The organism is Bradyrhizobium sp. CCGUVB14, from assembly GCF_024199935.1.
Lineage (GTDB): Bacteria > Pseudomonadota > Alphaproteobacteria > Rhizobiales > Xanthobacteraceae > Bradyrhizobium.
This window is the reverse complement of record NZ_JANADS010000001.1, coordinates 2161924-2187632: the sequence shown is the minus strand read 5'-3', so window position 1 is coordinate 2187632 and position 25709 is coordinate 2161924. Positions and strand designations below refer to the sequence as shown.

General features: G+C 58.4%; 12 protein-coding genes and 3 pseudogenes. 6 read left to right on the top strand and 9 right to left on the bottom strand.

The annotated features are described in order from the left end of the window. Positions 1 to 250: 250 nt before the first annotated feature. The 4 genes and pseudogenes from NLM32_RS10085 to NLM32_RS10070 form a co-directional block, all read right to left on the bottom strand. Positions 251 to 1087 (bottom strand): SDR family NAD(P)-dependent oxidoreductase, encoded by an 837-nt coding sequence (locus NLM32_RS10085; protein WP_254128862.1) that lies wholly within the window; start codon positions 1085 to 1087, stop codon positions 251 to 253. A gap of 1798 nt (positions 1088 to 2885) precedes the next feature. After that, positions 2886 to 3242, bottom strand: coding sequence for a 6-carboxytetrahydropterin synthase QueD (gene queD / locus NLM32_RS10080; protein ID WP_254128861.1), 357 nt, complete (start codon positions 3240 to 3242; stop codon positions 2886 to 2888). A gap of 66 nt (positions 3243 to 3308) precedes the next feature. Then, on the bottom strand, positions 3309 to 4643 hold the full coding sequence (locus tag NLM32_RS10075) for an LLM class flavin-dependent oxidoreductase (RefSeq protein WP_254128860.1): 1335 nt from the start codon (positions 4641 to 4643) through the stop codon (positions 3309 to 3311). Between the two features lie 582 nt (positions 4644 to 5225). Next, positions 5226 to 5792: pseudogene (locus tag NLM32_RS10070) on the bottom strand (IS630 family transposase); the annotation flags it as partial. Positions 5793 to 5870: 78 nt separating this feature from the next. On the opposite strand from NLM32_RS10070, the gene NLM32_RS10065 reads away from it, so the two are divergent. Continuing rightward, positions 5871 to 7043 (top strand): IS110 family transposase, encoded by a 1173-nt coding sequence (locus tag NLM32_RS10065; protein ID WP_254128738.1) that lies wholly within the window; start codon positions 5871 to 5873, stop codon positions 7041 to 7043. 464 nt (positions 7044 to 7507) lie between these two features. On the opposite strand, the pseudogene NLM32_RS10060 reads toward NLM32_RS10065, so the two are convergent. Next, a pseudogene (locus tag NLM32_RS10060) lies at positions 7508 to 8056 on the bottom strand (IS630 family transposase); the annotation flags it as partial. Between the two features lie 39 nt (positions 8057 to 8095). Between NLM32_RS10060 and NLM32_RS10055 the strand changes: the two are divergent. Next, positions 8096 to 8368: a LexA family transcriptional regulator gene (locus tag NLM32_RS10055; RefSeq protein ID WP_254128859.1), complete on the top strand. Its 273-nt coding sequence runs from the start codon at positions 8096 to 8098 to the stop codon at positions 8366 to 8368. Positions 8369 to 8462: 94 nt separating this feature from the next. Beyond that, entirely contained in the window at positions 8463 to 9449 is a 987-nt protein-coding gene (locus NLM32_RS10050) for a pectinesterase family protein (RefSeq protein WP_254128858.1), read from the top strand. 281 nt (positions 9450 to 9730) lie between these two features. Here NLM32_RS10050 and NLM32_RS10045 read toward each other — a convergent pair whose 3' ends face one another. From NLM32_RS10045 to NLM32_RS10030, 4 genes and pseudogenes are all read right to left on the bottom strand, one after another. Beyond that, positions 9731 to 11005, bottom strand: a complete 1275-nt coding sequence (locus NLM32_RS10045; RefSeq protein WP_254128857.1) for a glycoside hydrolase family 28 protein — start codon at positions 11003 to 11005, stop codon at positions 9731 to 9733. 64 nt (positions 11006 to 11069) lie between these two features. Continuing rightward, positions 11070 to 11489 (bottom strand): annotated as a pseudogene (locus NLM32_RS10040) (transposase); the annotation flags it as partial. A 1137-nt stretch (positions 11490 to 12626) separates the two neighbouring features. Further along, positions 12627 to 14693: a hypothetical protein gene (locus NLM32_RS10035; RefSeq protein WP_254128856.1), complete on the bottom strand. Its 2067-nt coding sequence runs from the start codon at positions 14691 to 14693 to the stop codon at positions 12627 to 12629. A 1014-nt stretch (positions 14694 to 15707) separates the two neighbouring features. Continuing rightward, on the bottom strand, positions 15708 to 21293 hold the full coding sequence (locus NLM32_RS10030; protein ID WP_254128855.1) for a trifunctional serine/threonine-protein kinase/ATP-binding protein/sensor histidine kinase: 5586 nt from the start codon (positions 21291 to 21293) through the stop codon (positions 15708 to 15710). A gap of 872 nt (positions 21294 to 22165) precedes the next feature. Between NLM32_RS10030 and NLM32_RS10025 the strand changes: the two genes are divergently transcribed. The 3 genes from NLM32_RS10025 (at position 22166) to NLM32_RS10015 (ending at position 25355) form a co-directional block, all read left to right on the top strand. Further along, entirely contained in the window at positions 22166 to 22804 is a 639-nt protein-coding gene (locus NLM32_RS10025) for a hypothetical protein (RefSeq protein ID WP_254128854.1), read from the top strand. Positions 22805 to 23247: 443 nt separating this feature from the next. Continuing rightward, a complete protein-coding gene (locus NLM32_RS10020; RefSeq protein ID WP_254128499.1) occupies positions 23248 to 24108 on the top strand; it encodes a tyrosine-type recombinase/integrase in 861 nt (286 codons plus the stop codon). 20 nt (positions 24109 to 24128) lie between these two features. After that, positions 24129 to 25355 carry an IS91 family transposase gene (locus NLM32_RS10015; RefSeq protein ID WP_254128498.1) on the top strand — a complete coding sequence of 409 codons (1227 nt, stop codon included), beginning with the start codon at positions 24129 to 24131 and terminating at the stop codon, positions 25353 to 25355. Positions 25356 to 25709 lie beyond the last annotated feature (354 nt).

The window sequence follows — 25709 nt, the reverse complement described above, 5'->3', positions numbered from 1 at the left end:
TAGCGGTGTCACTATCAACGGCGCCTCGTCCGACTGCCTCACACTTCTCCGGCTTCAACCTTTGACTCATTGTAAGTCACGTGGGACGTTCTACTTGCGCCGTCGGACTAGCGACAGCCATTTTGTCGTCTACGCGAGCATTTTTGTCGCGTTCGCGACCGTCGAATTGACGTTGCACGACGGTAGCCGATATCTCGTCTTAGGCCAGCGCGACCAAGCCTACTTTCGCGTCCTGCTCTGTCCGCCCATATCACACGTGCTGTCCGCCATTGATCGGCACTTCCGCACCTGTGACGTAGCTCGCAGCGCTTGAACAGAGGAAGAAGATAACCTTCGCAACCTCATCGGGTGTGCCGACACGATGTAGCGGTATGATAGGCGCGAGCTTCGCTTCGGTTTCCGGCGAGAGGATGTCGGTCTTGATCTCGCCTGGCGCGATCGCGTTGACCCGAATCCCGAACGGAGCGTAATCATGCGCCATCTCGCGCGTGAGACAGGCAAGCGCTGCCTTGGAGGTCGCATAGGCTGTACCGGCGAAAGGATGCACACGAGTGCCAACGATTGAGGTGACGTTGACGATCGAGCCAGATGCCACTTTCAACTCTTCGAACAGGCCTTGGGAAAGCAGAATCGGCGCGACCAAATTGACGTGAAATACGCTCATCCAAGTTCCGATGGATGTTGTTAGCGAATTCAGTCGGCCTCCGTCCGACGCCTTTGGGGAGATGCCCGCATTGTTGATCAGCGCGTGAAGCGGCTCTCCATTGAGCCGCTTCTTGATTTCGGCAATCGCGCCCGGTAACGCGCGATGATCGCTCAACTCAACCTGCACATGGTTATTGCCTCCCGACTCCCAGGGACATCGGCTATCGAAGGGTTGTCGAGAACAGGAGATGACTCGCCAGCCAGCCTCCGAAAACAACCTGCCCGTCGCGTGGCCAATGCCCCGCGAAGCGCCGGTCAATACAAGCGTCTTCCTTCCGCCAGCCTGCGCGTGCGACCTATCGTCGTGAAACGGGCAGAGCGCGAGATCCGGCGTAGAGGTCGGGCCAGCAACGCTGTCTCCTTTTGATTCATGAAGGCGCAAGCGAGCTCCTTTAGGACTAGATTAGATGCGCACCCCCGGCATCTCCGGCCGGGAATTAGCAATTATTGGACCAAGGCCGGCAATGCAGGACGCAATGCCCTCGGCCAGACATCACCTGACCGACATCTTCGTCGGTTCAACGCAGAAGCCCTTGCCTCTCGAATTGAATGGGCGTTGAGGCCGGCTCAGGTGGCGATGCGGGCTGACAAGGCCATGTTCGTGCAGGAGGCCCCTTTTGTCTTCCAGCTGGTTTGCAGCTCGCCCACCAACTGTCCTTCGACAACGCACTTCGGCGCAATCGATTCAGACTTCGACGAATTGCGGCTCGCGATCAACCGAGGCGCCCGGCGCACTTTGCCGTGTGTAAAATGCGCCGGGTTCCGCCTCTAGCACCACCAGTACATCCGTGATGATGCTGCTCTGACTGAAGCGACTAGCGTGGCAAAACTGAGGCGCATAGCCTGCTCCACAGCAGCAAAGCATAATTTACGCGAGCGCTTCGATAGAACTTGAATCGGACGTGGCGTCAGTTGGTAAGCTCTATAAATTTGTGTTTGCACGACAAGACGACAGGCTACAAGAAAGGCGCCGTGCCATTGACGCTCTCGTATTTGCGACCGCCAATCCAGTGGCGCCGCTTGACGAACAGGACATTCGACGCCGGATCGAGTATTATGGTCTTTGAACGTTTGTGTTTAACAGCAAGACGGCTTCACCCGATGCCCGTCGAATGTGCCAATCGCTTTGTGAGCTTCAAGAACAGCGACCTAACTTGGAGCGACTAGTTGCTCGGATTCTCGAGATTGCCGCCCTCGTGGGCTGCTACTTCGTACAACATCATCTCAGTGTAGACGCGGCCTCGTGCGTTTGCCCACGCGGGCCGTGGGAGAGCCCTCAAATACGCACGTGCAGGAGCTTCTGCTCCTTATCTCACGAGCAGCTGCGGATTTCGATGTATGCATCCCGCTCTCCGCTGCATGAGCCATTGAACGATGAGAGAACCTTCCGCTATTCGGAGATCCATCCCTACCCTTATCGGCTCTCGCGGTCGCAGGCGTCTGGAGAGCCGACACTAGGGGATGCATCATGCACGTCTAGTCTGTACTGGTCACGTCGCTGAAACCGTGACTCTAGCGAGGCATAGGCCAACCCGAAGCTAGCAAAGAAGATGGAAAGTATAATGAAAAGAAGAGCAACACCTTCCTTTCCCCACATGCATTGTGAGAACGTCATATCGCGCCACCTTGCTAGGTCGGTATCACCATGGTGCGGTCTACAACTTGACGCAACGTGCGATTCAAGCTCCGTCGCGCTCCGGTCAGTATATCGCGGAGGCAATGCTTTGACCGACCGGGCCCGCCCCAGATCTGCCACGCTACTTGATTCATGAGCGGACAGATTGGTCAGAATGCACTGGCGACGTCTGGCGGACCCGGCGCGCTTTCTTCGTGACGACGAGCGCCGGGGCGCTTCAACCATCTTTTTCTCTTGCGCCGTCTGCCCGCGTTCCAAGATGTCAGGTTGCCCGCGTCGTGTTAGCTCCGCATCGACCGGCGATTGTCACGATCAATACGCCGGCACGGCCAGCTAGATGGCGTTCGGGGCCGCGCAGTGCCCCGTCACTAGGTCGGCCGTGGAGGGAAATGCTCAGGAATGTCTTCTGCCGTACGAGGCCATCTCACGAACTCTTTCAGCCGGGATTTCCATTTCGCGAGCTTTTGGATTGCAGCCTCGAATTGAAGGTTCGAGCGGCTCTAATCAGCCCCAGCGGGACCGACAAAATGGGCTGATACCCTTGTCATCGTCCGTCATATTCGGCCCAAGCATCGGATGTTTCATAGACTCGAACACACGACATTCCTTGAAACTTGCGATACAGTCTTTCCCAGATCCAAATGGCAATGTTTTCCGCCGTGGGATTGCCTAATCCTTCGACCTCATTCAGACATTGATGATCGAGTGCATTCATCACTTCGGCGAAGGACTCCTCAAGGTCGAAGAAGTCTACGACGAATCCTGTGACCGGATCCACCGGTCCATCGAGCTGCACTTCAATTCGATAGGAATGGCCGTGCACGCGGCTGCACCTATGTGTGGCCGGCACGTTCGGAAGACGGTGAGCCGCCTCGAATGTGAACGCGTGTGATATCTTCATTAGGGCTCAGATGCTTGCAGGTGTGGTGCTCCGCCGTCGCCGCTGCGAGCGGCACCGAACATGAACTCAGGCAAGTTCCGCTTCGCCATCAGTCGACCTTGCTGCCTTGGCATAGGTTTCGCGTGAAACCATCGGAATGGCACCTCCGCGGGTTGGATCCGCGAAGGGGCCGCCCGCCGAAGCGTAGTCCTTACCAGTGCGACGCTCGAGTACGATGCCCATAGCCTCGATGTTCGGGATGTCCGTTTCGCGCAGCTCCGGCATCAAGGGCTTGCGGGCCAGCGCTGCCGCTACGTAGGGTGCCAGCTCCTCTTCTTTACGTCGGACACGCTCGTCTTCCCGCTCTTTCAGTGCGGGCATAACCTCTTTGGCAAACAGCTCGAGTGCCTCGCAGATATGCTCGTGCTTATTTAGTCCGCACTGCTGGATGAAGATCATCTGGTCGATACCGACATCCGCGTAGCTCATGAGATGGTCACGAACGCTCTGAGGCCGACCGATGCTACCAGAGCCCGGCGTCTCCTTGATGTCGTCCTTGACCGCTTGGAAGCGACGCCACAAATTCGTGCGCCCAGGACGATGTTCACCATATATCGCATAATGTGCGATCGAATATCCGAAAAACTTGAAGCCATCGATTCCGCGACGCATCGCTTCTTCGGCACTGTCATGAACCATCATACCGTTGAGCGTTGCTATATTGGCGTTCACCGAATGACCGATGGGAACGCACTCGTCTGACTTGATTGTCTCATAGTACTCGTCCCGCCAGAGTTTTGCTTGAGACGCTTCGACAAACCCAAAGACCAGCGCGCCTACACCATAACGGGCGGCGCGCAAAATGCTGTCGCGCCGCGAACAAGCCATCCAGAGCGGTGGGTGCGGTTTCTGAATCGGCTTTGGCACGATGTTGCGGGAAGGCATTTTGAAGAATCGTCCCTCGTATCCCGGATACGGCCGCATGGTCATCATATTGGCGGTCTGTTCGACGCCTTCCCGCCACATGGCACTCTTCAACTCGGGCTCTATTCCAAACCCATGCATCTCGATTAGCGAGGCGGATTCTCCAGTCCCCCATTCGACGCGTCCTCCAGAGATGAGATCGAGCGTCGCGAGGCGCTCAGCTACCCGCGCTGGATGATTGTAGTGCGGCGGCGAAAGACAAATGCCGTGGCCAACGCGGATATTTTTCGTACGCTGCGAAACGGCACCCAGAAAGACTTCGGGTGCGGACGAGTGGGAGTATTCCTCGAGGAAGTGGTGCTCAACCTGCCACATGTAATCGAATCCGAGCTGATCGGCGAGCTCGATCTGCTCCAGCGCGTTGTCGAACAATTCTTTCTCGCCGCCATTTTCCCAGGGCTGCGGTAATTGGTGCTCATAGAACACTCCAAACTTCATCAGTTTTCCTCTGGCAGAACAGTCATGGCGTTTCGTATTTCTCGGATGCGACCGGCACGGTCACGCCATCGGTCGCTGACCACAGGCACCATGCTATCCGCGTTCCTGCTCCAGCATTTGTTGGCACAACCTTCATCCCGACATGCACGGCTGCACCTCCGGCTCGGGAAGCCAAGATTTGGCAAGGCATTGGTTCGCACCAGCTGGCCTGCGCCGCATTTGAACTCCCTCGCCAGCGACTGCAATATCGCCGTGACGGTGCCCTTCGACTATTGAGCAATCATCGTGCCAGGAGCCTGCAAGCCACGATTGCAGAGGGGATCCAACGATTTGCATCGCGCCAACACAACGTTCTCACCCTAATGTCGCTTTTCGGACATGGGCCTCTCCAAGCAAGGCAGGGCAAGATACGACGAAACCAAGTGTGAGTTCTGACAATTTTCATATTCGTCCCCACGCCGACGCTGAAGCGGCGCGATCGTCATCCACGATTGAAGTTGCCCCATGCATCCAGGTGTGGGACGGGTAGGAAGCTGCCACTATAAGCACATGTTGGACGCAGCTAGTACCGCTCCACAGAGATTATGACTCCTTGACGGGATAGGCTTTGTGGAGTTTTTCGCGAGCCTTCTCGGTAGTGAACATCCATTGGATTTGAGCGCCTTCGGCGTTGCGCCGCTGTTGCCAAGCGGCGACCTCGGCGAGGATGGTTTCCTTGTCGTCGATGCTGCGGTCGAGGCATTGGCTGCGCAGGACGCCGATTTCGATTTCCACCATATTCAGCCAGCTGGCGTGTTTCGGGGTGTGGTGGAACTGAAGCCGCTTCAGCACCCGGCGAGCCTCCGGTGCGGGGAAGGCGTCGTAAAGCGCCCCGGTTGAGTGGGTGGAGAGGTTGTCCATCACCACCCGGATGATCGGGGCGTCGGGATAGTCGATATCGACCAACTCGCGCATGCACTCGGCGAAGTCTTGGTTGGTGCGCCGGTCGGTGACCTTGACTCGGCGCCAGGGACGGTGGGCGTCGAGGAAGACGAACAGATTGACGGTGCCGTTGCGGCGATATTCGCAGTCGTAGCGCTCAAGCTGGCCCGGCTTGGCGGCAATGGGCTCGCGCACCTCGCCGATGAGTTGGGTCGGACTCTCGTCGAAGATTCCATGGGGAGTGGATAGCGACTAGGTCTGAGGCCAGACTGAGGTTGCTGAATCCCTTCAACCTGGAGAACGACGATGTTGCTCGATCATCATTCCGACGGACCGGCCGCTATCCGCACGCAGTTTGGCGCAATTTTTGTGTCGTTGGAACTGAGCCGTTCGACTTGGCTGGTTACCTCGCTATCGCCCGGCAAGAGCGAGAAAATGTCCAAACGCAGCGTGAAGGCCGGCGATATTGCGGAACTCTTGAAGCTGTTCGCAGAGCTAAAGCGCAAGGCGCAGGCGCGAACGGGTGAGAGCTATCCGATCATTACAATCCAGGAGGCGGGGCTGGATGGGTTCTGGCTTCACCGCAGTCTGCAGCAGGAGGGCATCGAGAGCCACGTGGTGGATCCGGCCTCGATCGCGACTTCGCGCCGGCGCAGGCGGGCCAAGACGGACAGGCTGGATGGCGAGACGCTGCTGCGGGCGCTTTTGGCCTACAAGCGCGGCGAGCCGCGGGTCTGCGCGATGGTCGTTGCTCCCTCTCCGGAAGAAGAGGACCGCCGCCGGATTTGCCGTGAGCGGCGGACATTGATCGCTGAGCGGATCGAGCATGTGAACCGGATCAAAGGCCTTCTGTTCGCGCAAGGGATATCTGATTACGCGCCGTTGCGGCGCGACCGGCGGGCGCGCCTTGAGGCCCTGCGTACGGGGGACGGTCGCGCACTGCTGCCGCATCTCAAAGAGCAGGTCAGTCGCGAACTCGATCGGCTCGAACTGCTGCTCGACCAGATCAAGGCAGTGGAGGCCGCGCAGGATGCTCTCCTGGTCGAGGCGGGAAAGCCAGCCGGCGAGAAGAAGGGCGCAGCGGACCCGGTCACAATGCTGCTCGCCTTGAAGGGAATGGGCGCCAACTTCGCCGGGGTTCTCTGGTCGGAGGCCTTCTACCGCCACTTCGCCAACCGTCGTCAGGTTGCTGCCTATGCCGGTCTTGCGGCCACGCCATGGCGGAGTGGCGGTATCGAACGCGAGCAGGGCGTGTCGAAGGCCGGCAATCCGCGGCTGCGCACAACCATGGTCCAGCTCGCCTGGCTCTGGGTGCGCCACCAGGGACAATCGGCTCTGGCGCAGTGGTTCAAGGCGCACAGCCAGCGCGGCCGCAAGCGTGCGATCGTGGCGCTGGCGCGCAAGCTGCTCGTGGCTCTGTGGAAGTACGTGACCGCAGGCGTCGTGATTGAGGGAGCCGTGATGAAGTCCGTCGCCTAACACAAGCGCTTTCCCCCGCAAACTCAAAACCAATCTGCCGAGGTTCGATCAGCCTCGGCCGATCCGGGTGGACGAACCGATGGTCTGCATGGCTTCAAAAAGCCGCGTCGAAGAATGGTCTCGTCCTCTCGAGCCTGCCCGCCGCAAGCGGAATGTTGGTGCAGTTGCCTCGCGCGACGACCGAATGTGAGTTTGATCTGGCAAGTAAACCAGATTGCCAAAACCGGGCTCGACTTGGATCGCCATCGAAAAAAGGAGCTATCTGGCCTGCCTACGCCCGACCACATCAGCCTGATGGCGTGCTCGATCAAGTCAAGGCCAAGCCGCTGCGCGGCGGCCCTACGGGCCGGCCTTGACTTGATCTGCGCGCCCCATCTCCAAAGCTCCAAGGTCGGGACGAAGAGCTGGCCTGCCATCGAACAAAGAGCTGACCAACCACCTTGACACACTCAATCCCCATGTGAGCAGACCACAGGTCGTTGGGGATCGGGCGCCTCGGCATAGAGGTCGAGCACATCCTCCATGCGAGCGACGTATTCCCCGTCAACCTTGGGGATGCACCGCATGTCTTTGCGCCAGGGCTTCAGATGGTTCTCCGCCAGCCGTCGACGGACGGTCTCAGAAGACAGCTCTTCATGGTCGGTGAGCCGGACCATCTCATCGGCCAGCAGCTCAAGGGTCCAGCGGGCCCTTCCCGGTGGCGGCTTTGAGCAGGCGGTCGCCACCAGGAGCGCCTCCTCCTTGCTCGATAATTTGCGTGCTACCCCAGGGCGCGGCTCCTCGGAGAGCGCACCCTCAAGGTTCGCCTCCACGAAACGGCGCTTGGTCCGATAAATCGTCGATCCTGAGACCTTCAAGGTTGCGGCGATTGCCTCGTCGCTCAAGCCGTCGTTCGCCGCCACGAGGATCTGCGCGCGTTTTATTTTGCGCGTCGCGTGGCGTCCCCCGCTCAACAAAGCGTCAAGTTGATCACGTTCCGATTGGCTAAAGTCGACACGAAACTTTATATTCAACTGCACCTCCTTAAGCGTCGAGGCGCGGATGAATCGGAAATGAGTCAAACACTTGACGAAAGCCCCGCGGCGGCCGGACCCCGCTTTACGCAGACCCAAGGCCGGTACCTAGCCTTCATCTACGCCTATAGCCGGATCTTCAAACGGCCCCCGGCCGAAGCCGACATGCGTCGCCATTTCGAGGTCACCGCTCCCACCGTCCACCAGATGGTGCTGACCTTGGAAAAAGCCGGGCTCATCACACGCGTGCCCGGAGCTGCCCGAAGCATCCAACTTCTCGTCCCTCCGGAAGCCTTGCCGATTTTGCGCTAAAAAAATCCGTCATCATCTCTGTGGAACGGTACTAGTTTGGCCGAGCATTGCAGCCGCGAGCGAGCAACTGGCCCGACAAAGAATAAGGACCGATATGCGATATTTCCTGATTTCCACTGCCATTCTGACCAGCTGCTTTCAGCTCCCGAAAACCAGTGCTGAGCAAATTCTTGTCTCGCAATCCGGCGACAAGGCATATCGCTCCATCCAGGTGGCCATAGACGCATTGCCAGCTCGAGGCGGCGACATTCTGATCGCGCCGGGCATCTATCGCGAGAAGGTGAAGGTCAGTAAATCCGGCGTTCATATCAGAGGCACGGGGAAGAAGCCGGAAGACACGGTTGTCGTCTATGGCGACGGCGCGATCAAAGTGGGTGGAACCGTTCATTCCGCCACAATGGATGCATCTGGCGATGACTTCCGGCTCAACAATCTAACGGTACAAAACGACTATTCCCTAAATCCGGTCAATCCGCTGTCGCAGGCCGTAGCGCTGGCTATTACTGGAGACAAGGACGTTATTACCCACATCCGCCTGCTCGGCGCACAGGACACGCTGTTCGCCAACAGAGGGCCGAATGGCCGAAGAGCACGGCAATATTTTTCGGACTGCTATATCGAGGGACATGTCGACTATATATTCGGAAACGCCAATGCCTATTTTCAGCGCTGTGAGCTGCACGGCCTCGCCAATCAGGCAGTGGTGTACACCGCACAAAGCAAAGACTCGCCGGAGGAGGACAGCGCCTATGTTTTTGACCATTGCACTCTGACCGCCGATCTCGCCGCACGTGGCATCGCTCTTGGCCGCCCTTGGCGCTCTTATGCTACGGTGATCTTCTTATCCACCAAGATGAATGCGCCGGTGATAGCGGAAGGGTGGATCGAGTGGGATCGCGGCAAGACCAACAGGCTAATGACAGCCTACTATGCCGAATACCAATCCACCGGAATCGGCGCCAATCTCGGAGGACGGGAGCCTTACTCCCATCAACTGACGGACAGTGAAGCTAGGCAATGGTCGCTCAACTCCTTTTTTGCTGATGACACGAACTGGCTGCCGAACTCACCATCAAAATAGGAACTATGGGTTGATCGAGGAATTGTGATTTGTCTGCCGTCGCGCCGTTCTCTCGCGCGCACACGGGCCATTGTCCTATTATCTTACCCATTAAGGTTTGCGATCCGCCTCGCGAATCTCGCAAGCTTCTCGGATAGCCAAGCTTATCCCCCGATTCGGCACCGAGTAGCAACGCCAGCCACATTCCGAGCGCCTGCTATTCTTGTGCGGTCAAGTGCGGATGCTACAATGAAGCGATGAGTACTACCGGGGCGCGAGACCTTCTGGACGCTGGTCGGTGGTTAGCGGAATGCCTTTGCACAGCCTTCCCATTCACCCGACGACAGTGGGGCTTGCCCACTGCGCAACGGTGGCCACACGTCGGAGACCACCACATTTGCATTTTCCACCTGCCAGGTCGCAGAATCGGAAAACCGCACATCATCGAGCGCAATCTCAAGTGCATGACCTCCATCAAGCCCGTGCATCACCAGCGCACCATCACCGCCACGCACGTGGTGTAGAGCGATCTTTCGGTAGAGCGGAATCCGGATACCGGATGCATGGATGTCATAGCGTGTATCAAAATAGATGGGCCATCGGTTGCCGCGCAGGCACACATTCTCATAGGTCACCCTCTCCACCAGACCGCCCCGGCTGACATCGCTCTTGATGCGCAGACCAGACGTCGTGCCGTCCAGGGTCAGGCCGTGCACCAGTATGTCGCTGACACCTGAGCTCACCTCACTGCCGATCGACATGCCGTGCCCCCAGCCAAAATAGTTGTCGATAATGGAAATATGGCGTGTGGGACCATTGTTGCCTGCTTTGATAGCCACATTGTCGTCCCCAGTGCGTATCTGACAGTGAGTAATCGTCACATCCTGGCTGGCGCCGGGATCGATGCCATCTGTATTGCGGGCGTCGGCCGGTGTATCGATCGTGACGCCCCAAAGGGTGGCACCTTCAACCCGGCTCATCGCCACGTGGAAATTGGGCGCATTGCGCAGTGTGATGCCGTGGAAGGTAATGTCATGGGCATGATCGATCTGGATCAGGCGTGGGACGTTCTGGTAGCCGCCCTCGGCTTGCGCGCGCCGAGCCAGCTGCCACCAACTCTCTGTAGTGCCGACCATGAGCGCGCCGCCCTGGCCGTCAATCATGCCCTCGCCATAGATGCCGCCTCCACGTGTTTTGGAGAAGCTGATGAACGGCCGGCAACCATCGCCCTTGCCTTCGATGCGACCACAATTTCCCAAGCCTTTGTCATAGGCCTCCCTCTCGGCAACCGCGACAAGCGTGGCGCCGCGTTCGATCCATAGCGTTACTCCGGATTTCATCTCGAGGGGGCCCGACAGGAACGTCCCGCCGGACAAATAAACCGCTGAGCCAGGAGGGCAGTGAGCAATGGCGTCTTGCAGCCTGGCTGTGTCGTTTTGTCTTGATGGCGCCAGGCGGGCGCAGACATAACTAGGTGCGACAGGTTCGGCGACCGTGCGGCGATCCTTCGCTTGTGCGCCGGCGCCTACGGCGGCGAGCATGGACAGCAGTGCCCAGTAGCGCAATGGGACTAACATGAACAACCTCTTCGTTTTGCGGCGCCACCCATGCTTTCCGTCGTCACCCGAAAGCCGAATGCCAAACATCAGAGTTCGTAATCTTGCCTGCCGAACCAGTGTATTGCCGCGCCACTCCGCATGACGCTTTTCCCTGCTTGAGAAAGCCGGTCTCGTCGATCACTAGCACCGCGTCGTCATCCGCCAAATGCTCGATGACATAGTCGCGCACGATATCGCGCAAAGCATCCGCGTCCCAATCCCCACGACCAAGAAGCGCCTGCTGCCGCCATGGGCCAGGATCGCCAGCCGCCTCCGCCCGCATCCAACCGGTCTTGCGCTGCTCATCTCCGAGCAGGCCTTCCAGGAACAGGCCCGCATTCGTCGCCACACGCTCTTGCGTGAACAACGGACGTATCCGCTTCTTGATCTCTCGAAGCGACGCCGCCCATAACGCAAGCGTCTCCTCAACCGACGCGGCCCGCGCCCACGACATTCGAATCATGGTTGCCCATGGATTCAGAAATCCACAAGAAACACAACTGTAATGCTAGTTAGCCCCATGCGTTCTTACGTATGGGGTCGCTTCAACAGCGCCATTTCGCCAAGACGCAGTGCGGCTTCGGTGAGTGCGATCGAATACCAGCATGTAGCGGCAGCAAAGGAACCGACAGTTTCGATGTGAGCAAAATAATCGCGCGCGAGCGAACGGACGCTGTATCTAATCGCGAACCACGGCACGCATAGTCTCTTCTCCCGGTAGCAAAGATAACAATCGTAGCCGCAGTAGGGCTCCCGCGTGGACATATCTCGCAAGTAGCCGCCCCCTAGAGGTCGATGACACTCGATGCAGGTCGACGAGCTGCTTGGCGTCCTGTGATTTACCAGTATGAACTGCATGATCGCCTGTTGTCTTGAGAGTCATTCATGATGCACCTGCTCCACTATGAGGAAATGCGCTGCTGCAGAGATGAAACGAAACTGAATTGCGGACGACCGCCTTCCGGGCGGTCGCTCGTCCGCGCCACCCAAAAGAAGCCCGGCCACCTTCGGTGGCCGGGCACAAGTCAGTCTCGGAAGGAGCGATGCTACTGCGCATCGCCCCAGCTTCCGTCGGCAGAGGGAGTGGCTGCTGCCGGCGGTCCATTTGCGGCGAGGGCATTCGCCGCTAACCTTAGCCACAGAGGGCCGATGTCCGTCCCAAACGAAATCTGGTGTTGCTTTCTTCTGTTCAATCGGACCGGGATCCACGGAGTTCGGCCTCATGCCAACCGAAGCACGCGGTCGGACTTGACCGTGCGCTGGCATTGACGCTCGACATAGATCGACTGTTTCTCCAGGCCATTCAAGCAAGGATCGATAACCATTCCGATATGACTGAAGGCTTTTCTCCAAGCCGACTTTTGCCTTATGCGGAATCCTATCAGACTGGTAAAATCGATTGTGTTGATGGGCTGCATCTACGCTGTCGATCACTGTCGACTTACCTTTCGGGGGCCGTCGTGGCGACTTCGTGGTTTCCATGTCCTCGCCCGCACTATCTGTACGAGCTGGGCAGGTCCGCGGCCTGCCGCTTCTCGAGTTTGCGCTACTAAAGCCGAGGATTACCAAACTAGAATGCGTTGCCGTCAAAGCGCGCTCTTCAGCCAAGCTCAGGATGGATCCGAACGCGTTCGCCGCTGTCCGTTTGCACCAACTCGGCCCTGTAAGGCACACCGTGGATGTTGACGTACGTTGGGCGGCCGACAGCGGGCATGAGGCCCTCGCCTTCCAAGGCTCGGGCAAGGTAGTTCGGAAGCAAGCGTTCGCGGTGTTGCCACCCACCGCGAATGAGATAGCCAAGATCAGGTACAGGCCGAAGGGATTGCCCAGTGGCCCGAACGGATGGCGCAGCTTCATCTATGTGGCTAGCGCGCGGATGATGGATGAGACGAACGTCGTTGCGCCCTCCCGGCCCCAGTGTGACCGAGTAAAGCTCTCCCTGGATCTCGACCTGCCGCGGGCCGAACTGGTTTGGCAGTCGATCAATGTTATGGAGGATGTCGATGACCACGTCCGAGGCCGGTTGGGAGCCGTGGCGCCAACCCTCACCGATGATTGGCCCGATATCCCCGACCTCCTGCCGGAGAACTGATGGCCCAACGAACGACGGCGGTCTGGCCCCGCCAAGTGCGGGCGTAGAGTGCGCATCGTCGTACAATTCGTACGGTGTGGGAGGATTCAGATTAACCAGTGGCTCAAGATCGCCATAGACGTCCGACGGCATCCGCGCGGCGGATGATGATGACGCGGGCTCTTGTATAAACTCCCTCCAGACGCCCCAAGCCCCTTCGCTCGGTGTCTCTGGCATTGCGGGAAGATCCTGGTCTGGGCTCGGCTCCGGTCCGCGGACCTGTGTGGCCGATGGTGATGCGGGTTGTTGCATAACCTCCCTCCAAAGATCCCATGCCCCGTCACTTGGTGTGGCCGGCATTGCGAGAGGATCTTGCGGTGGACTGGGCTGGCGAACCGTATTCCCCGGAGCATCCTCAGGAAGGCTTATTCCCAGCGCTCGATTTCCGTCGATCACTTGTTGGTATCGCTGGAGCCGGAGCAAATCGGCGTCGATTTTGCGGTCCCCAGTTTGCTGCCTGTACTCCTTGACGTCTTGAGCGAGCCCTTGAGTGAAGAGCCTGTCAGCCATGGCTCCCCTCTCGCGCGTTTGCAACCAGTCACTCAGCCTGGAAAGACGGCCAGCCCGTCGGTTCACAGTTTCCGGCTCGACCCTATGTGCCCTTTTTTCCGCTGCCCCCCACATGTCGATCAGGGTCGCATCCACGGCATAAGGAACCAATCGAAAGTTAGCAGTTGTCACAGCCTTTCCGGCCTTGGCATCCCGAAGCTTCTTCAAAGCCGCATCCGTGCGCCTTCTGTTGATATGGCGAGCATTCGCGTAGGCCTCTAAATCGCGGTCCAACCCCGGTTCCAGCGCAGGATTACCCAGCCGGTAGGCGATTTGTTCCCTTCCATTCTCGTTAAGCCAGGCGCTGAAATTGCGAATGTCGGCTCGAGCATTCCGAATTGTGCCAGCGCTCAGCCCTGCGGCTTGGCTCTCGAACTCGTTCAAGAGCGCATCGTCCTCCTCGAATACGCCGCGTATGCGGGCCGGTTGCTTGGCGTGATCAACTCGAATGTTTGTTGAAAGGATATCATGCTGCGCCTGGAAGCTAGACGATTTTTCGCTGCGTCTCCCTCCAAACGCCTTCCCCACTTCTGACTTGATGCGCGACCATAGTCCCCGTTTCTTGCTGCGCTCGGCTTGGGTCGGGGACTCCGAATCGGACAACGGGATGTACCGTGCACTTCCGAAGCGATCATCCCGCAGATCGGACTGCGGCTGTTCTTCGATCCACTCTCTAGGGAGAGCGCAGGGGATGTCAACGCTGCGCCGCGTGGACCTGAACGCGCTCCCCGCCTGTCGTGGCATCCGCATCGAACCACCGATGTCGCCCCCCCGGATCGCTCCACTCCCTCCGGGACGCGCATCAGGCGAACTAGCTTCTGCGGAGTTTTCGCGAGACGAGCTCAGTTGCAACGCGCCCAATCGCTCCTCAAAACCTTGAACGGTATCGCCGGAGCGCTGATCGGCCTGCGGCTGCTGACCGTACGCCCGCGCGAATCCTTCCACATCAAAGTCGAACAGGTTGAAATTGTTGTTCGTTCGCTCCATGGCACCTCACAAATCCGCGCAGCTGGAAGACATCGAGCTCGGCCCACGGGAAACGGCCGAGTGAAGACGTGAAAGCTTTGGCCCCGAGTCCACGTATCGAAGTCTGCAGCTCAGCAGATTCATCGTGCGTACCGTCAGCAAGCGGGCACCCCTTCAGTTCATATTGACATCGGCCAGTCCGTGACGTTCTCAGTCTGGTAGAAGGAATTGACGTTCAGATTTTTGGGAGACGCCTCAATAGGTCAGTTAGCTGTTCAGGAGCTGACAAGCCCGCAAAAATTTCAGCGACCAGTTGCGACTTCTTCCACGGCAGGATACGGCGTGCTCTTCAGGCGACTTTGAGCGAGCACGCGACTTCAAAATTGTCCTGACTCGGCACACCCGACCAATCACGAGCCTTCCACGCGCAGCTCGCGAATGGCGATTGGTGCGCAGCCGCAAAATGGAGTTCGCATCCATTCTTACGGCGGCGTATCGAGAGAGAGGCTGCGCCTGCGCCATGTCTGAAGCGGTAAGCGCGACTTAAACGAAGCGGGGGAGATGTTTTCGTGGTTGCTGATCCCGCACGGATGACCGAACGATTGGAGCGTGAGATGATGTTCCGATTGGCAAGACGACGAAAGAGGGGCGAAACGCCAGTTCAAGAGTATTCATTCGACCTAGGTCGCAGAGATACCGCTTATGGAGTTAACGCTTTTCTTTGCGGAACTTATCGGCCCGATCAGGTTTTCCATTCCAAAGTCGGTGAAGGCTTGAAGACCGACCTCTTCGGCACCCTAAGCCCAGATCACCCGTCCTCGATCAGAAACGCAATCGTTCTCTAGTTTGCCACCATGCGATTTTCGATAGCTCCGGTCGACCTAAGAAATTTCAGCGCTTCGGACCGTTTCGATCTGCCAGAAGGCCGGGCTCGACAAATCCGCGCATCAAACGGCGGACTGACAAGGGACGCAATTATCTGAGACACAACCAATCGCTATGCGGACGGAGCTTTGCCGGGACTCTCGTCGTGTCTCATGCCACCGGTATTCCATCAGTTTGTAAGCTGGGATCGGTATCATCCGGCTCGACAGGCAGAGAGAACTGAAAGACGGCGCCTCTAGTCTCGTTCGCACTCGCCCACATGCGTCCGCCATGGGCCTCGATGATTGAACGGCAGATAGCCAGTCCCATGCCCATACCCTGGGCTTTGGTGGTGTAGAAGGCCTCGAACAGGCGCTCTACACTGTTCGAATCAAATCCTGGACCGGAATCTTGCAAGCTAACCAGTATGCCAGTCGAGCCGGATCTCGCAGTGCTGATTACCAGCTCCCGCGCTCCCTCCTCTACTCCGCTCATCGCCTCGACGGCGTTGATGATCAAATTGATAATCACCTGTTGGAGTTGAACTCGATCTGCCCGAATGAGCGGCAAGGCGCCCGCGAGTTGGGTTTGCACCGAGACACTGTTATTCATCGCTTCCGCGCGGGTCAGGGCTGCAACTTCAAGTACCACATCATTGATCGCCAAGGGGGACTTTTGCGGAGGCGCGTTCCTGATTAGCGCCCGGATCCGATCGATGATCTCTCCAGCTCGCACGGCATCGCTGAGAATCCGACCGAATGTCTGCCGGACCCGTTGCAGGTTTGGCGGCTGCGCATCGAGCCAGTTTAGACCGGCCTCCGCGTTGCTGACGACCGCACCGATGGGTTGGTTGACTTCGTGCGCGATCGAGGCCGTCAATTGCCCCATTGTGGTGACGCGATTTGCGTGTGCGAGCTCGATCAGGGTCTCGCGATACCGCCGCTCGCTTTCGCGGGCTTCGGCTTCCGCCCGCTTGCGTTCAGTCAAATCAACCACAAACGCAACACCCTGATCCTGTCGCACATCGAACCCGGCTGCCCCGATCAGAACCGGCACGCGGGTACCATCCTTGCGGATGTACTCCTTCTCGAAAGCTTGGACAGCTCCAGTCATTCGCATCTCCGTCTCGGCGCGCGCAGTGCGCTCCGTCCAGTCTGGGGGAGTTAGCTCGTTCCAGCGCACCCGGCCCGCGACGAGATCTTCGCGGTCGTATCCAACTATCTCGAGAAAGGCATGATTAGCTTCGATAATTTCCCCGTCATCGCTAAAGATAAAGATCCCGATAATGTTGGCGTCGACCAGGCGGCGGATTTTCGTTTCACGTTCCTGAACATCACGGTACAAACGACTGTTTTCTAGGGCTATTGCTGCTTGCGAGGCGAGCAGCTTTAGCACCGAACTCCGCGCCAGCGCGAAGATGCCGGGCGCCAGGTTGTTTTCGAGGTAGAGCAGACCGATGAGCTTGGATTGAGTGATGAGGGGCAGGCACAGAACCGAACGCGACCCGTGTTCGCGGATATAGGGGTCGTTAGCAAATGAAGATTGGACAGCAGCATTCTCGAGAATGACGTTTTCACCGGTGCGCATGACATAGTGGAGCACCGATTCTGGGAGGGCAGCCGCGGTCACCGATTGCTCATGCATGTGCACAACGGGCGCTTGACTGGCGGTTGTGGCTTCTGCCTCGATCCGCGGTTCATTGCCACGGAGCAAGATCAGCAGACCTCGCTCGGCACCGGCCTGCTCAATGGCGGTGCGCATGAGTCTATCAATGAGCCTCTGCAGAATGATCTCACCGGAGACCGCCTGCGAGACTTTGATGACCGTAGCAAGGTCTAGATTTTCAACGGGCGCTCCTATGCTCGTGCCGGACAGGGCTCGCGCGTCATCCTCCTCATTCAGATAAGGAGACAACTCGCCGAGCTGTCGCACTTTCCCATCCGCTCCCCAACGCAGATAGTTGTGCCGTGCATCGCTCAGATAAGTCTTTGCGATCCTCTCATACCCACGCGCAGCGTAAAATCGCCCCGCAAGCTCGCAGGCGATCGCCTCATGGTGATGAAAACCATCGGCCGCTGCGGATCGTATGGAGTGTTCGTAGAGCCGCATTGCTTCTGCATCGCGATTGTCAAGCCTTGCCATTTCGGCTGCAACCAAAGCAGCTCGATGTTCAAAATTCTGAGGGCAATTCGTCGCCCACGCCAGAAGCTGTTTGTGATGGGCGTTTATGATACCTCGATGCTCTTTCTCTTCACTCGCGACTGAACCATCGCAATGACAAGAGTGAGCCAGCGCACCGTAGAAGTGGAAATCCGCTGTTGAGCCTTCCGTCGGTACTGTCCATATTAGAAGTTCTGCCTTTGACCTCGCATTGATCGCGGCGACGTAGTCACCCGCAAAGAAACGCGCCTGAAGCTTACGGGTCCAATAGATGGCTCCAAGAGCGGCGACTTCTGGACCTTTCTCGAGGGAGCGCTCGACGGCCAATTCGTCAATTTCGTGATCATCAAAGCAGCCGAACCTGCGCGTGAGGCCTCGCATCGTGCGAACGAATCCGAGCTGCAGACCTATGATGTCGGACGCGAAGCGGAACTTCATCTTTCGAACGGTAGCGAGGTTTCTCGCTATTTCGCTCTGTACATCTTTCAGAGGATCGCCCACGCTGATCATGCTTGAGGTCAAATGCGCCAGACTGTAGGCCCCATAAACGAGATCGCCGACTTCGGTGGCCGCCTTGAACGCCCGCGTAATCCAGTCGCGACCAGCCCTGATGTGTTTGATCCAAGGAATCACAGTGGATCCGACGGCTAGATAGACCGGAGCCTGAAAACGGACCAACCCACGACGATCGACCAGATCGCAGGCAAGCTGACCAAAACGATAAGCGGCTTGATAGTCACCGAACCGGCCACCTAAGACCCGGTTAAGCCAAGCGTAGTGCGCACACGAAGCGTCAGAGTTGCCGTGGTCGAGGCTAAGATTCACCGCTCGGCATATCACCAAGGTAGGTAGGTTGGTGTCAGTGAACGCGGCCGGCGGCACGATCCGCGTCAAGACGGCTAAAATAGCAAGGCATGTCTCGTCTTTCATTAAAGGCAACTCTGCAATTTTTTCAATCTGGCCATCAGGGATCTTGGACCACATCAGCTGATATTCGGATTGAGCCTCCTCCCGCGTCGGACGTGGCGACCAGTCAATCCCGACGCAGCGCAAATACTCGAGACCTACCGCCACCGCACGCTCGTTGCGGCCGCGCGTCAGGTACAGATCCACGCGCAAACATGCTACACGTGCTTGTTCGACCGCATGCATAGTGCGCTTGGAAAGCGCGGATAGGCGCTCCTCGGCGGCGTCCAGCTCGCCGATCAGGAATTCGCACTCGGCCCGGTTCAGCTCCAGCGCGAAGGTGAGCTCGCGCTGATTCTGCCATGAGTCGTCCGCAAGCAGTGCAATGCCGGCGATCAGGTAGGTGAGTGCGGATGCATAAGCTGCGGACGCTTTGGCACGCTGGCCAGCGATCAGATTGAACTCTGCGAGCTGCTCTCGTTCCTTACTGGAGGTTATTAGGGACAGCCCCCGATCGAGTTGATTGACGATATTAAAGATAGCCTCTCGACGGCTCTCCGGAGGCGTATGCGCGGCGAGCATCCGGCCAATCCGCAGATGGGCTGGAGCGCGCAATACTTCCGGAACCAACGAGTACGCGGCCTCCTGAATGCGGTCGTGGACGAAACTGTACATGTTTCCGTGTCGCTCGACTAGACCCTGATGGATCGCCGGCCACAGCAGTGCGTTTACCCGCGCCTGCGAAGTCCCGTAGACAATTGAAAGCTCCGATGCTTCGGCGATGTTGCCGAAACAGGCGAGCTGCTGCAGCGCATTCTGCGTTGCGGCTGTCAGACGGGCAAGTATCCCGACCATCAGGTCGACCACGTTATCGGTGTATCCCTTTGCGTGGATGCGTTCGAGATCCCAAGTCCAGCACGCCGCGCTGTGATCGAAGCTCAATAGTTTCTCTGCGGAGAGAGCAGAAACGAATTGAATGACAAAGAACGGATTGCCCGCAGTCTTCTGGTGAACGAGCTGAGCGAGCGGTGCTGCGCGCTTCGGCTTGCAGCGAAATGCATCCGCAATCAACTGCTCGACATGCTCAGGGCTCAGTGGCGCAAGCGTAATCTCCTCTACATTCTTCCCGGTGCTGTTAATGCTATCGAGTTTGAGTTTCAGTGGATGGCTGGAATCAACCTCGTTGCTCCGGTACGCACCGATGAGCAGCAGTTGCAGTTCGACCTCGGTCAGGAGATGCTCGAGCACGTCAAGGGTTGCCGCATCGAACCATTGCAAATCGTCAAGGAAGATCACCAACGGATGATGTTGGCTGGCGAAGACGCCGACAAACCGGCGAAAGACCAGTTGGAAGCGAGTTTGTGCTTGCTGGGACGGAAGCTCCGGAACGGCAGGCTGCTCGCCGATGATCAGCCCTAGCTCGGGAATCAGGTCGATCATTAGTCGTCCGTTCGGACCGAGTGCATCCAGGAGTGCGTTGCGCCAATTCGCGAGCTCAGCGTCACTTTTGCCGAGAAGAGGCCGGACAACCCCCTGAAATACCTGAACTAGCGTAGAGTAGGGAATGTCACGCTTGAATTGATCAAATTTGCCCGACGCGAAGACCCCACGCGAGGGCACCAGAGCTTTATGCAACTCGTGGACAACCGAGGACTTGCCGACGCCGGAGTAACCGGCGACAAGTACTAACCTCGGGGCGCCGCTCTCGACCACGCGATCGAAAGCGGCGAGCAACGCCTCGATTTCGGCGCCTCTCCCGTAGAGTCTCTCGGGGATCAGTAGGCGATCCGGCGTATCCTGTTCGCCTAGCACAAAGGGGGCGATACGTCGCCGGCCCGACCATTCGACGAGGCAACGCCGCAGATCGTGCTTAACACCGGCGGCCGTTTGGTAACGATCCTCCGCAGCCTTGGCGAGTAGCTTCATCACTATTCGGGAAACCGGCTCCGGGATGCCTTCTGCCTTCTCTCGCGGGGATATTGGCTTTCTGGCGATATGACAGTGGATCCACTCCATTGGATCAGACGCGGCGAACGGCAGTGCACCTGTGAGCATCTCGTAGAACGTGACGCCGAGTGAATAGAGGTCACTGCGAGAATCGACGGAGCGATTCATCCGCCCGGTCTGTTCCGGCGCCATGTAGGGCAGTGTGCCCGCGATGAACTCGGGCGGCTCGCTCGCCTGCCGCTCGCGCGGGTGGCGCGAAGCAAGGCCAAATCCGGTGAACCGAACCTGTCCGTCCGGGCAATTGACCAGAATATGAGCCGGCTTCACGTCTTTATGCACTAAGCCATTCCGGTGAATGTTGCCTAGAGTTTCAGTGATGCTAATGGCCAGATCCAGAAAGCAGTCCAGCTCCAAAGGTACGCCCAGCAGGCGAACCAGGGGTTCACCAGACGGATCCTCCAGAACCAGAGTGGTTCGGCCACCTTCGCGGAGTAGCTCCAGAGGCCGCACCGCCCATCCCCGGTCGAGCCCTTCCCTTAATTCATATTCATGGGCCAGGCGGTCGAGCGCAGCACGCGGAGGGTGCGCTGGAGCGGATCGCACAATCAAAACTAGTTGCCGGTCACCATCGGCGTTCGGACGCCACGCGCGACAGAAGACCCAATCATCGTCTTCCCAAAGCACCACCGAATCCTCATGTCTTTCCATGTCGAATTGAGGCGGCTTGAGAGGGTTCTGCGACATTCGACCGTCCGGTCGATTAAACTGGGCTCAAATGGAATCTGCCATATATTCCACAACATGACAATTTCTACGCGTTGCCGGGAGTGTCAGATTTCCGCTTGTCTGCGCGATCCGGAGCGGGGCACGCTCTTCGAACCCACATGGGCGGCCTCGGGAAATGTACGAGCCCGGCATGTCCACACTTATCGCACCGTACCAGACACAACCTTGAGACGATTGCCGCCCGCTAGAGGCCATGATCGCTTGCGTTGCCGGCTGCAGTGACGCGTCTTCAACAGATATGACGACAGGGCACAATCTAATCGCGCAACGAGGCCCTAATACCACTTCCAAAATGGTGGCGTGTGCGATCGAGAGTTGCTGAACACGGACGATCCGCGAACTCAATCTAACGACTGCACGACTGCATCACCTAGTCTGTGTCGTGGCGCGAGAAAACTCGCTCCTTGGCCTACCGTTCGGTAACTTCCCAGCGCCAAGCTCGACCAGACGCGAAAGACTCGTAATCGTAGCGCTGCATCAACGGCATTTCGATTGCTGCGGACGTAATCCGGAATACGTCATTGCTCGCTCCTTCCATCCATGGGGTGAATGCGCTGCATCACAACAATCTATTTTACCAATCCAAATGACTGCTGCTAGTCAACGCAGCGCTTGAGCTCGGGGATTGGAGCGGGTCGTGAGGATTGATCGTCGACTGCTAAGGGCAGTTGCTCCAGGTGGACTAATTCGTCACCTGTTCAACGGTAAGGCTCCAAAAAGGCCTTTCGAACGGTTATCAGCCGGTCTTATCGGGCAGCATCCTCCCGCGCGCTGGAGGCCGGCGCGTCGCGCTAGAAGATTCGTGTACCAGAACGATGCATGAGGCAGCTATGACTTTGACAGTGTACGTATCTCGAAAATCGAGAGCAGTTGAGCACCTGAACCAAGCATATCGGGTGATGGCATTTGGCCTTTTTACGCAGCTGCTTCGATATTTCCCTCTTCCTTTTCGCGCTTTTGCCAGCTCATCTCCCGTTCGACTGAAAGCTGATGCTGACCCACATATCACCACTGCGCCGCCTGGAGCGCGTGCTGCGCTCTCACGTTGCTGCAATTCCCGTGTTCAACACCTTAAACAGAGGATCGAGTTACAAATCGAAGAGATTGCAAGACTAATCTGCGAGGGCCAAAGCGCGCTTGAAGCAACTCGGCTCCTCAATGCACTTACAAACGAGCTGGTAGCGACGAAGCTCGACATGTGCTCGAAAGTTAACGAACAAACTGATAGTGCAGTCACAGGAGGGAAAGCGAGACGCATCGAGCGGGAGTACGGCAAACTGTACGAGCCGGAACAGCTTTTGAAGCTGGGACGTCTTTTTGATGAAGCAGTCTTGGCGTTACCCCCAAGCTTGCGAACTCATTCCAACCGGACAGACATAGCCAAACTCATCCTAGGGCGTGCATCTTTTACTGAAATCGAACTTGGTCTTCTCGTTAAGTTGATTATTGCCCTTGTGGCTGCCGCTTGAATACTAATAGACCTCGCTCCTCATCGTAACACGGTGAAGAACAGTCACGACGACCGCAAAAGAGAAATCGAGCTGCTTTCGCCCTGGCGTGGGCCGCTCGACGCGTCCGAGGCGACTTTCGGCCAATCGCCGATATCTGATCTCGTCAATCGATCGTCGAAGTCGCGCCAGAACGACCGATTTCCGGTACCGCTGGTGCGCTCACATAAGCCGACGCATCGCTACTACCCGGTCTCTGCACCGATGGGCAATGGACGACCACCTCGTTGACGAACTCTTGGCTCGACGGATTGCTAGAGCGGTTTCCACTTTATGTGAATCGGAAGGGTACAGGGGATTGAACGAAGCCGCTGCCGCGGCGCGAGGGGCAAGGTGGCGTAGATCGCCCCCTGGCTGAGAGGATGTGGGTGTTGGAGCCCACCCCCTCAGACAGGAGTATTGAGATGGCCGATTTGAGCCCTCTTCGCCGCCGCATGATCGAAGACATGACCGTCCGCAATCTGTCGCCGGCGACGCAACGATCCTACATCAGCGCGGTTTCGAAGTTCAGCCGCTATTTCGGCAAATCTCCGGATCGGTTGGAGCTGGAAGATGTCCGCGCCTTCCAGGTGCATCTGGTCTCGACCGGCATCTCATGGCCGGCGCTGAACCAGATCGTCTGTGCGCTACGGTTTTTCTACGGCGTCACACTTGGCGAGGCGCTCATCCCGGAGCGCATTCCCTATGCGCGAGAACCGCGCAAGCTGCCGGTCGTGCTCAGCGCCGACGAAGTGGTTCAGTTCCTCGAGGCCGTGTCCAGCCTGAAGAGCCGCGCCGCGCTCACCACGGCCTATGCGGCCGGACTCAGGGCCTCCGAAGTCGCGGGACTGCGGATCGAAGACATCGACAGCGCCCGCGGCGTCATCCAGGTGCGCCACGGCAAGGGCGCGAAGGATCGCAACGTGATGCTGTCGCCCCAGCTGCTGGGCATCCTGCGCACCTACTGGCGGCTTGCCCGGCCGCGGCTTTATCTGTTCCCGGGTCGTGACCAAGATCATCCGATCGATCAGACCGTGTTGCACGCCGCCTGTCGGTCGGCGGTGAAGGCTGCGGGCCTGACCAAGCGCGTCACGCTCCACACGCTGCGCCACAGCTTCGCGACGCATCTTCTCGAGAACGGAACCGATATCCGGATCATCCAGGTCTTGCTCGGGCACAATAATTTGTCGTCGACAGCGCGCTACACGCAGGTCGCCACCGATACGATCCGGGCAACGCAGAGCCCGCTCGATCGCCTGTCGCTGGAGGTGACGCCACCTAGATGATCCGCGGCGGGATGCGGGTGATGATCCGCCCCGACAGCCGCTGCAACAGGCCCGCCATCGAGATTGCCGATATTCTGCGCCAGCATGGCGACACCTATCGCCGTGTACATGCCGGTCATCTCGGTCGGGTCGAGCGGCGCGTGATGAGCGCGATCGTGGCGTGCCGGACCGAGGCGCTCGGCGGCCACATGGAGGCTTGCGACGACTGCGGCACGACACGCGTCGCCTATAATTCTTGCCGCAACCGGCACTGTCCGAAGTGTCAGGGGCCGGCCCGAGCCGCGTGGCTCGCCGCGCGAGAAGCCGACCTGCTGCCGGTTCCCTATTTCCACGTCGTCTTCACACTGCCGGCTCCGATCGCCGCGATCGCCTTTCAGAACAAGGCCATCGTTTATGCGATCCTGTTCAAAGCCGCCGCCGAGGCGATGTCGACGCTCGCCGCCAATCCACGCCGGCTCGGTGCCGAGATCGGCGTCGTCGCCGTCCTCCACACCTGGGGGCAGGCGCTGACGCACCATCCCCACGTCCACTGCGTCGTGCCGGGCGGCGGCCTCTCGCCCGATGGCGCGCGCTGGATCGCCAGCCGACCAAACTTCTTCCTGGCCATCAAACCGCTCGCCCGGCTGTTCAGACGCCTGTTCCTCGAACGTCTGACCGCCGCCTTCGACGCTGGCACCCTGAACTTCTTCAGCGATCTCGCATCCCTGGCCGAGCCTGCCGCCTTCGCAGCTCACCTCGTCGCCATGCGGCGCATCAGCTGGGTCGTCTACGCCAAACGGCCGTTCGGCGGCCCCGCGCAGGTGCTGGCCTATCTCGGCCGCTATACCCATCGCGTTGCAATCGCCAACAGCCGGCTCGTCGCCCTCGACGAGGATCACGTCGCCTTCACCTGGAAGGACTACCGCCAGAACGGCGCGACAAAGATCATGAAGCTCAAGCCCGACGAGTTCATCCGCCGCTTCCTTCTTCACACGCTGCCCGATGGCTTCCATCGCATCCGCCACTTCGGCTTCATGGCCAACGGCCATCGCGCTATCAAACTTGCCCTCTGCCGCAAACTTCTCGAGTCTGAGCGGACAGCGCCAAACGATGGCGAGCCGTCGCCTGTGGATTCGGACGCTCCGACGTGGGCCAAGGTTCCCGCCTGTCCTGATTGTGGTGGCGTCATGCGCATCATCGAGCGCTTTCGACACAGCTTCAATCGTTCCGGCGCTCCAACCCAATCGTTCCGGTGCGACACATCGTGAGCCAATTCATGCCGTGCACGACGATCATCATTCGTCATTATGATCCCATCGTCTCGATCATCGCAGACGCTGCCGAATCCGTGCGGCCAAACAGCGCGATGAAGATTATTCGACGCAGCGGGCCCTCGACCACGACCGCCTGTAAAATGCTCTCTGTCTCAAGTTGCCGCCATTGCGCAACCAAAACGTCGCCGCGTCAGCTCCGCAGTCTGCCGATAGCAACCCGCGATCTCAAACTATCCCCATAGCCGCACCACCGTGCATGATCTCCCGCGCCTTCGTTCAATCCGGCTTCAATGAGGTCGCGTTATAAGCGCTTGCCGCGCCCTCGCGTGAGCGCGACCTCACAGAACC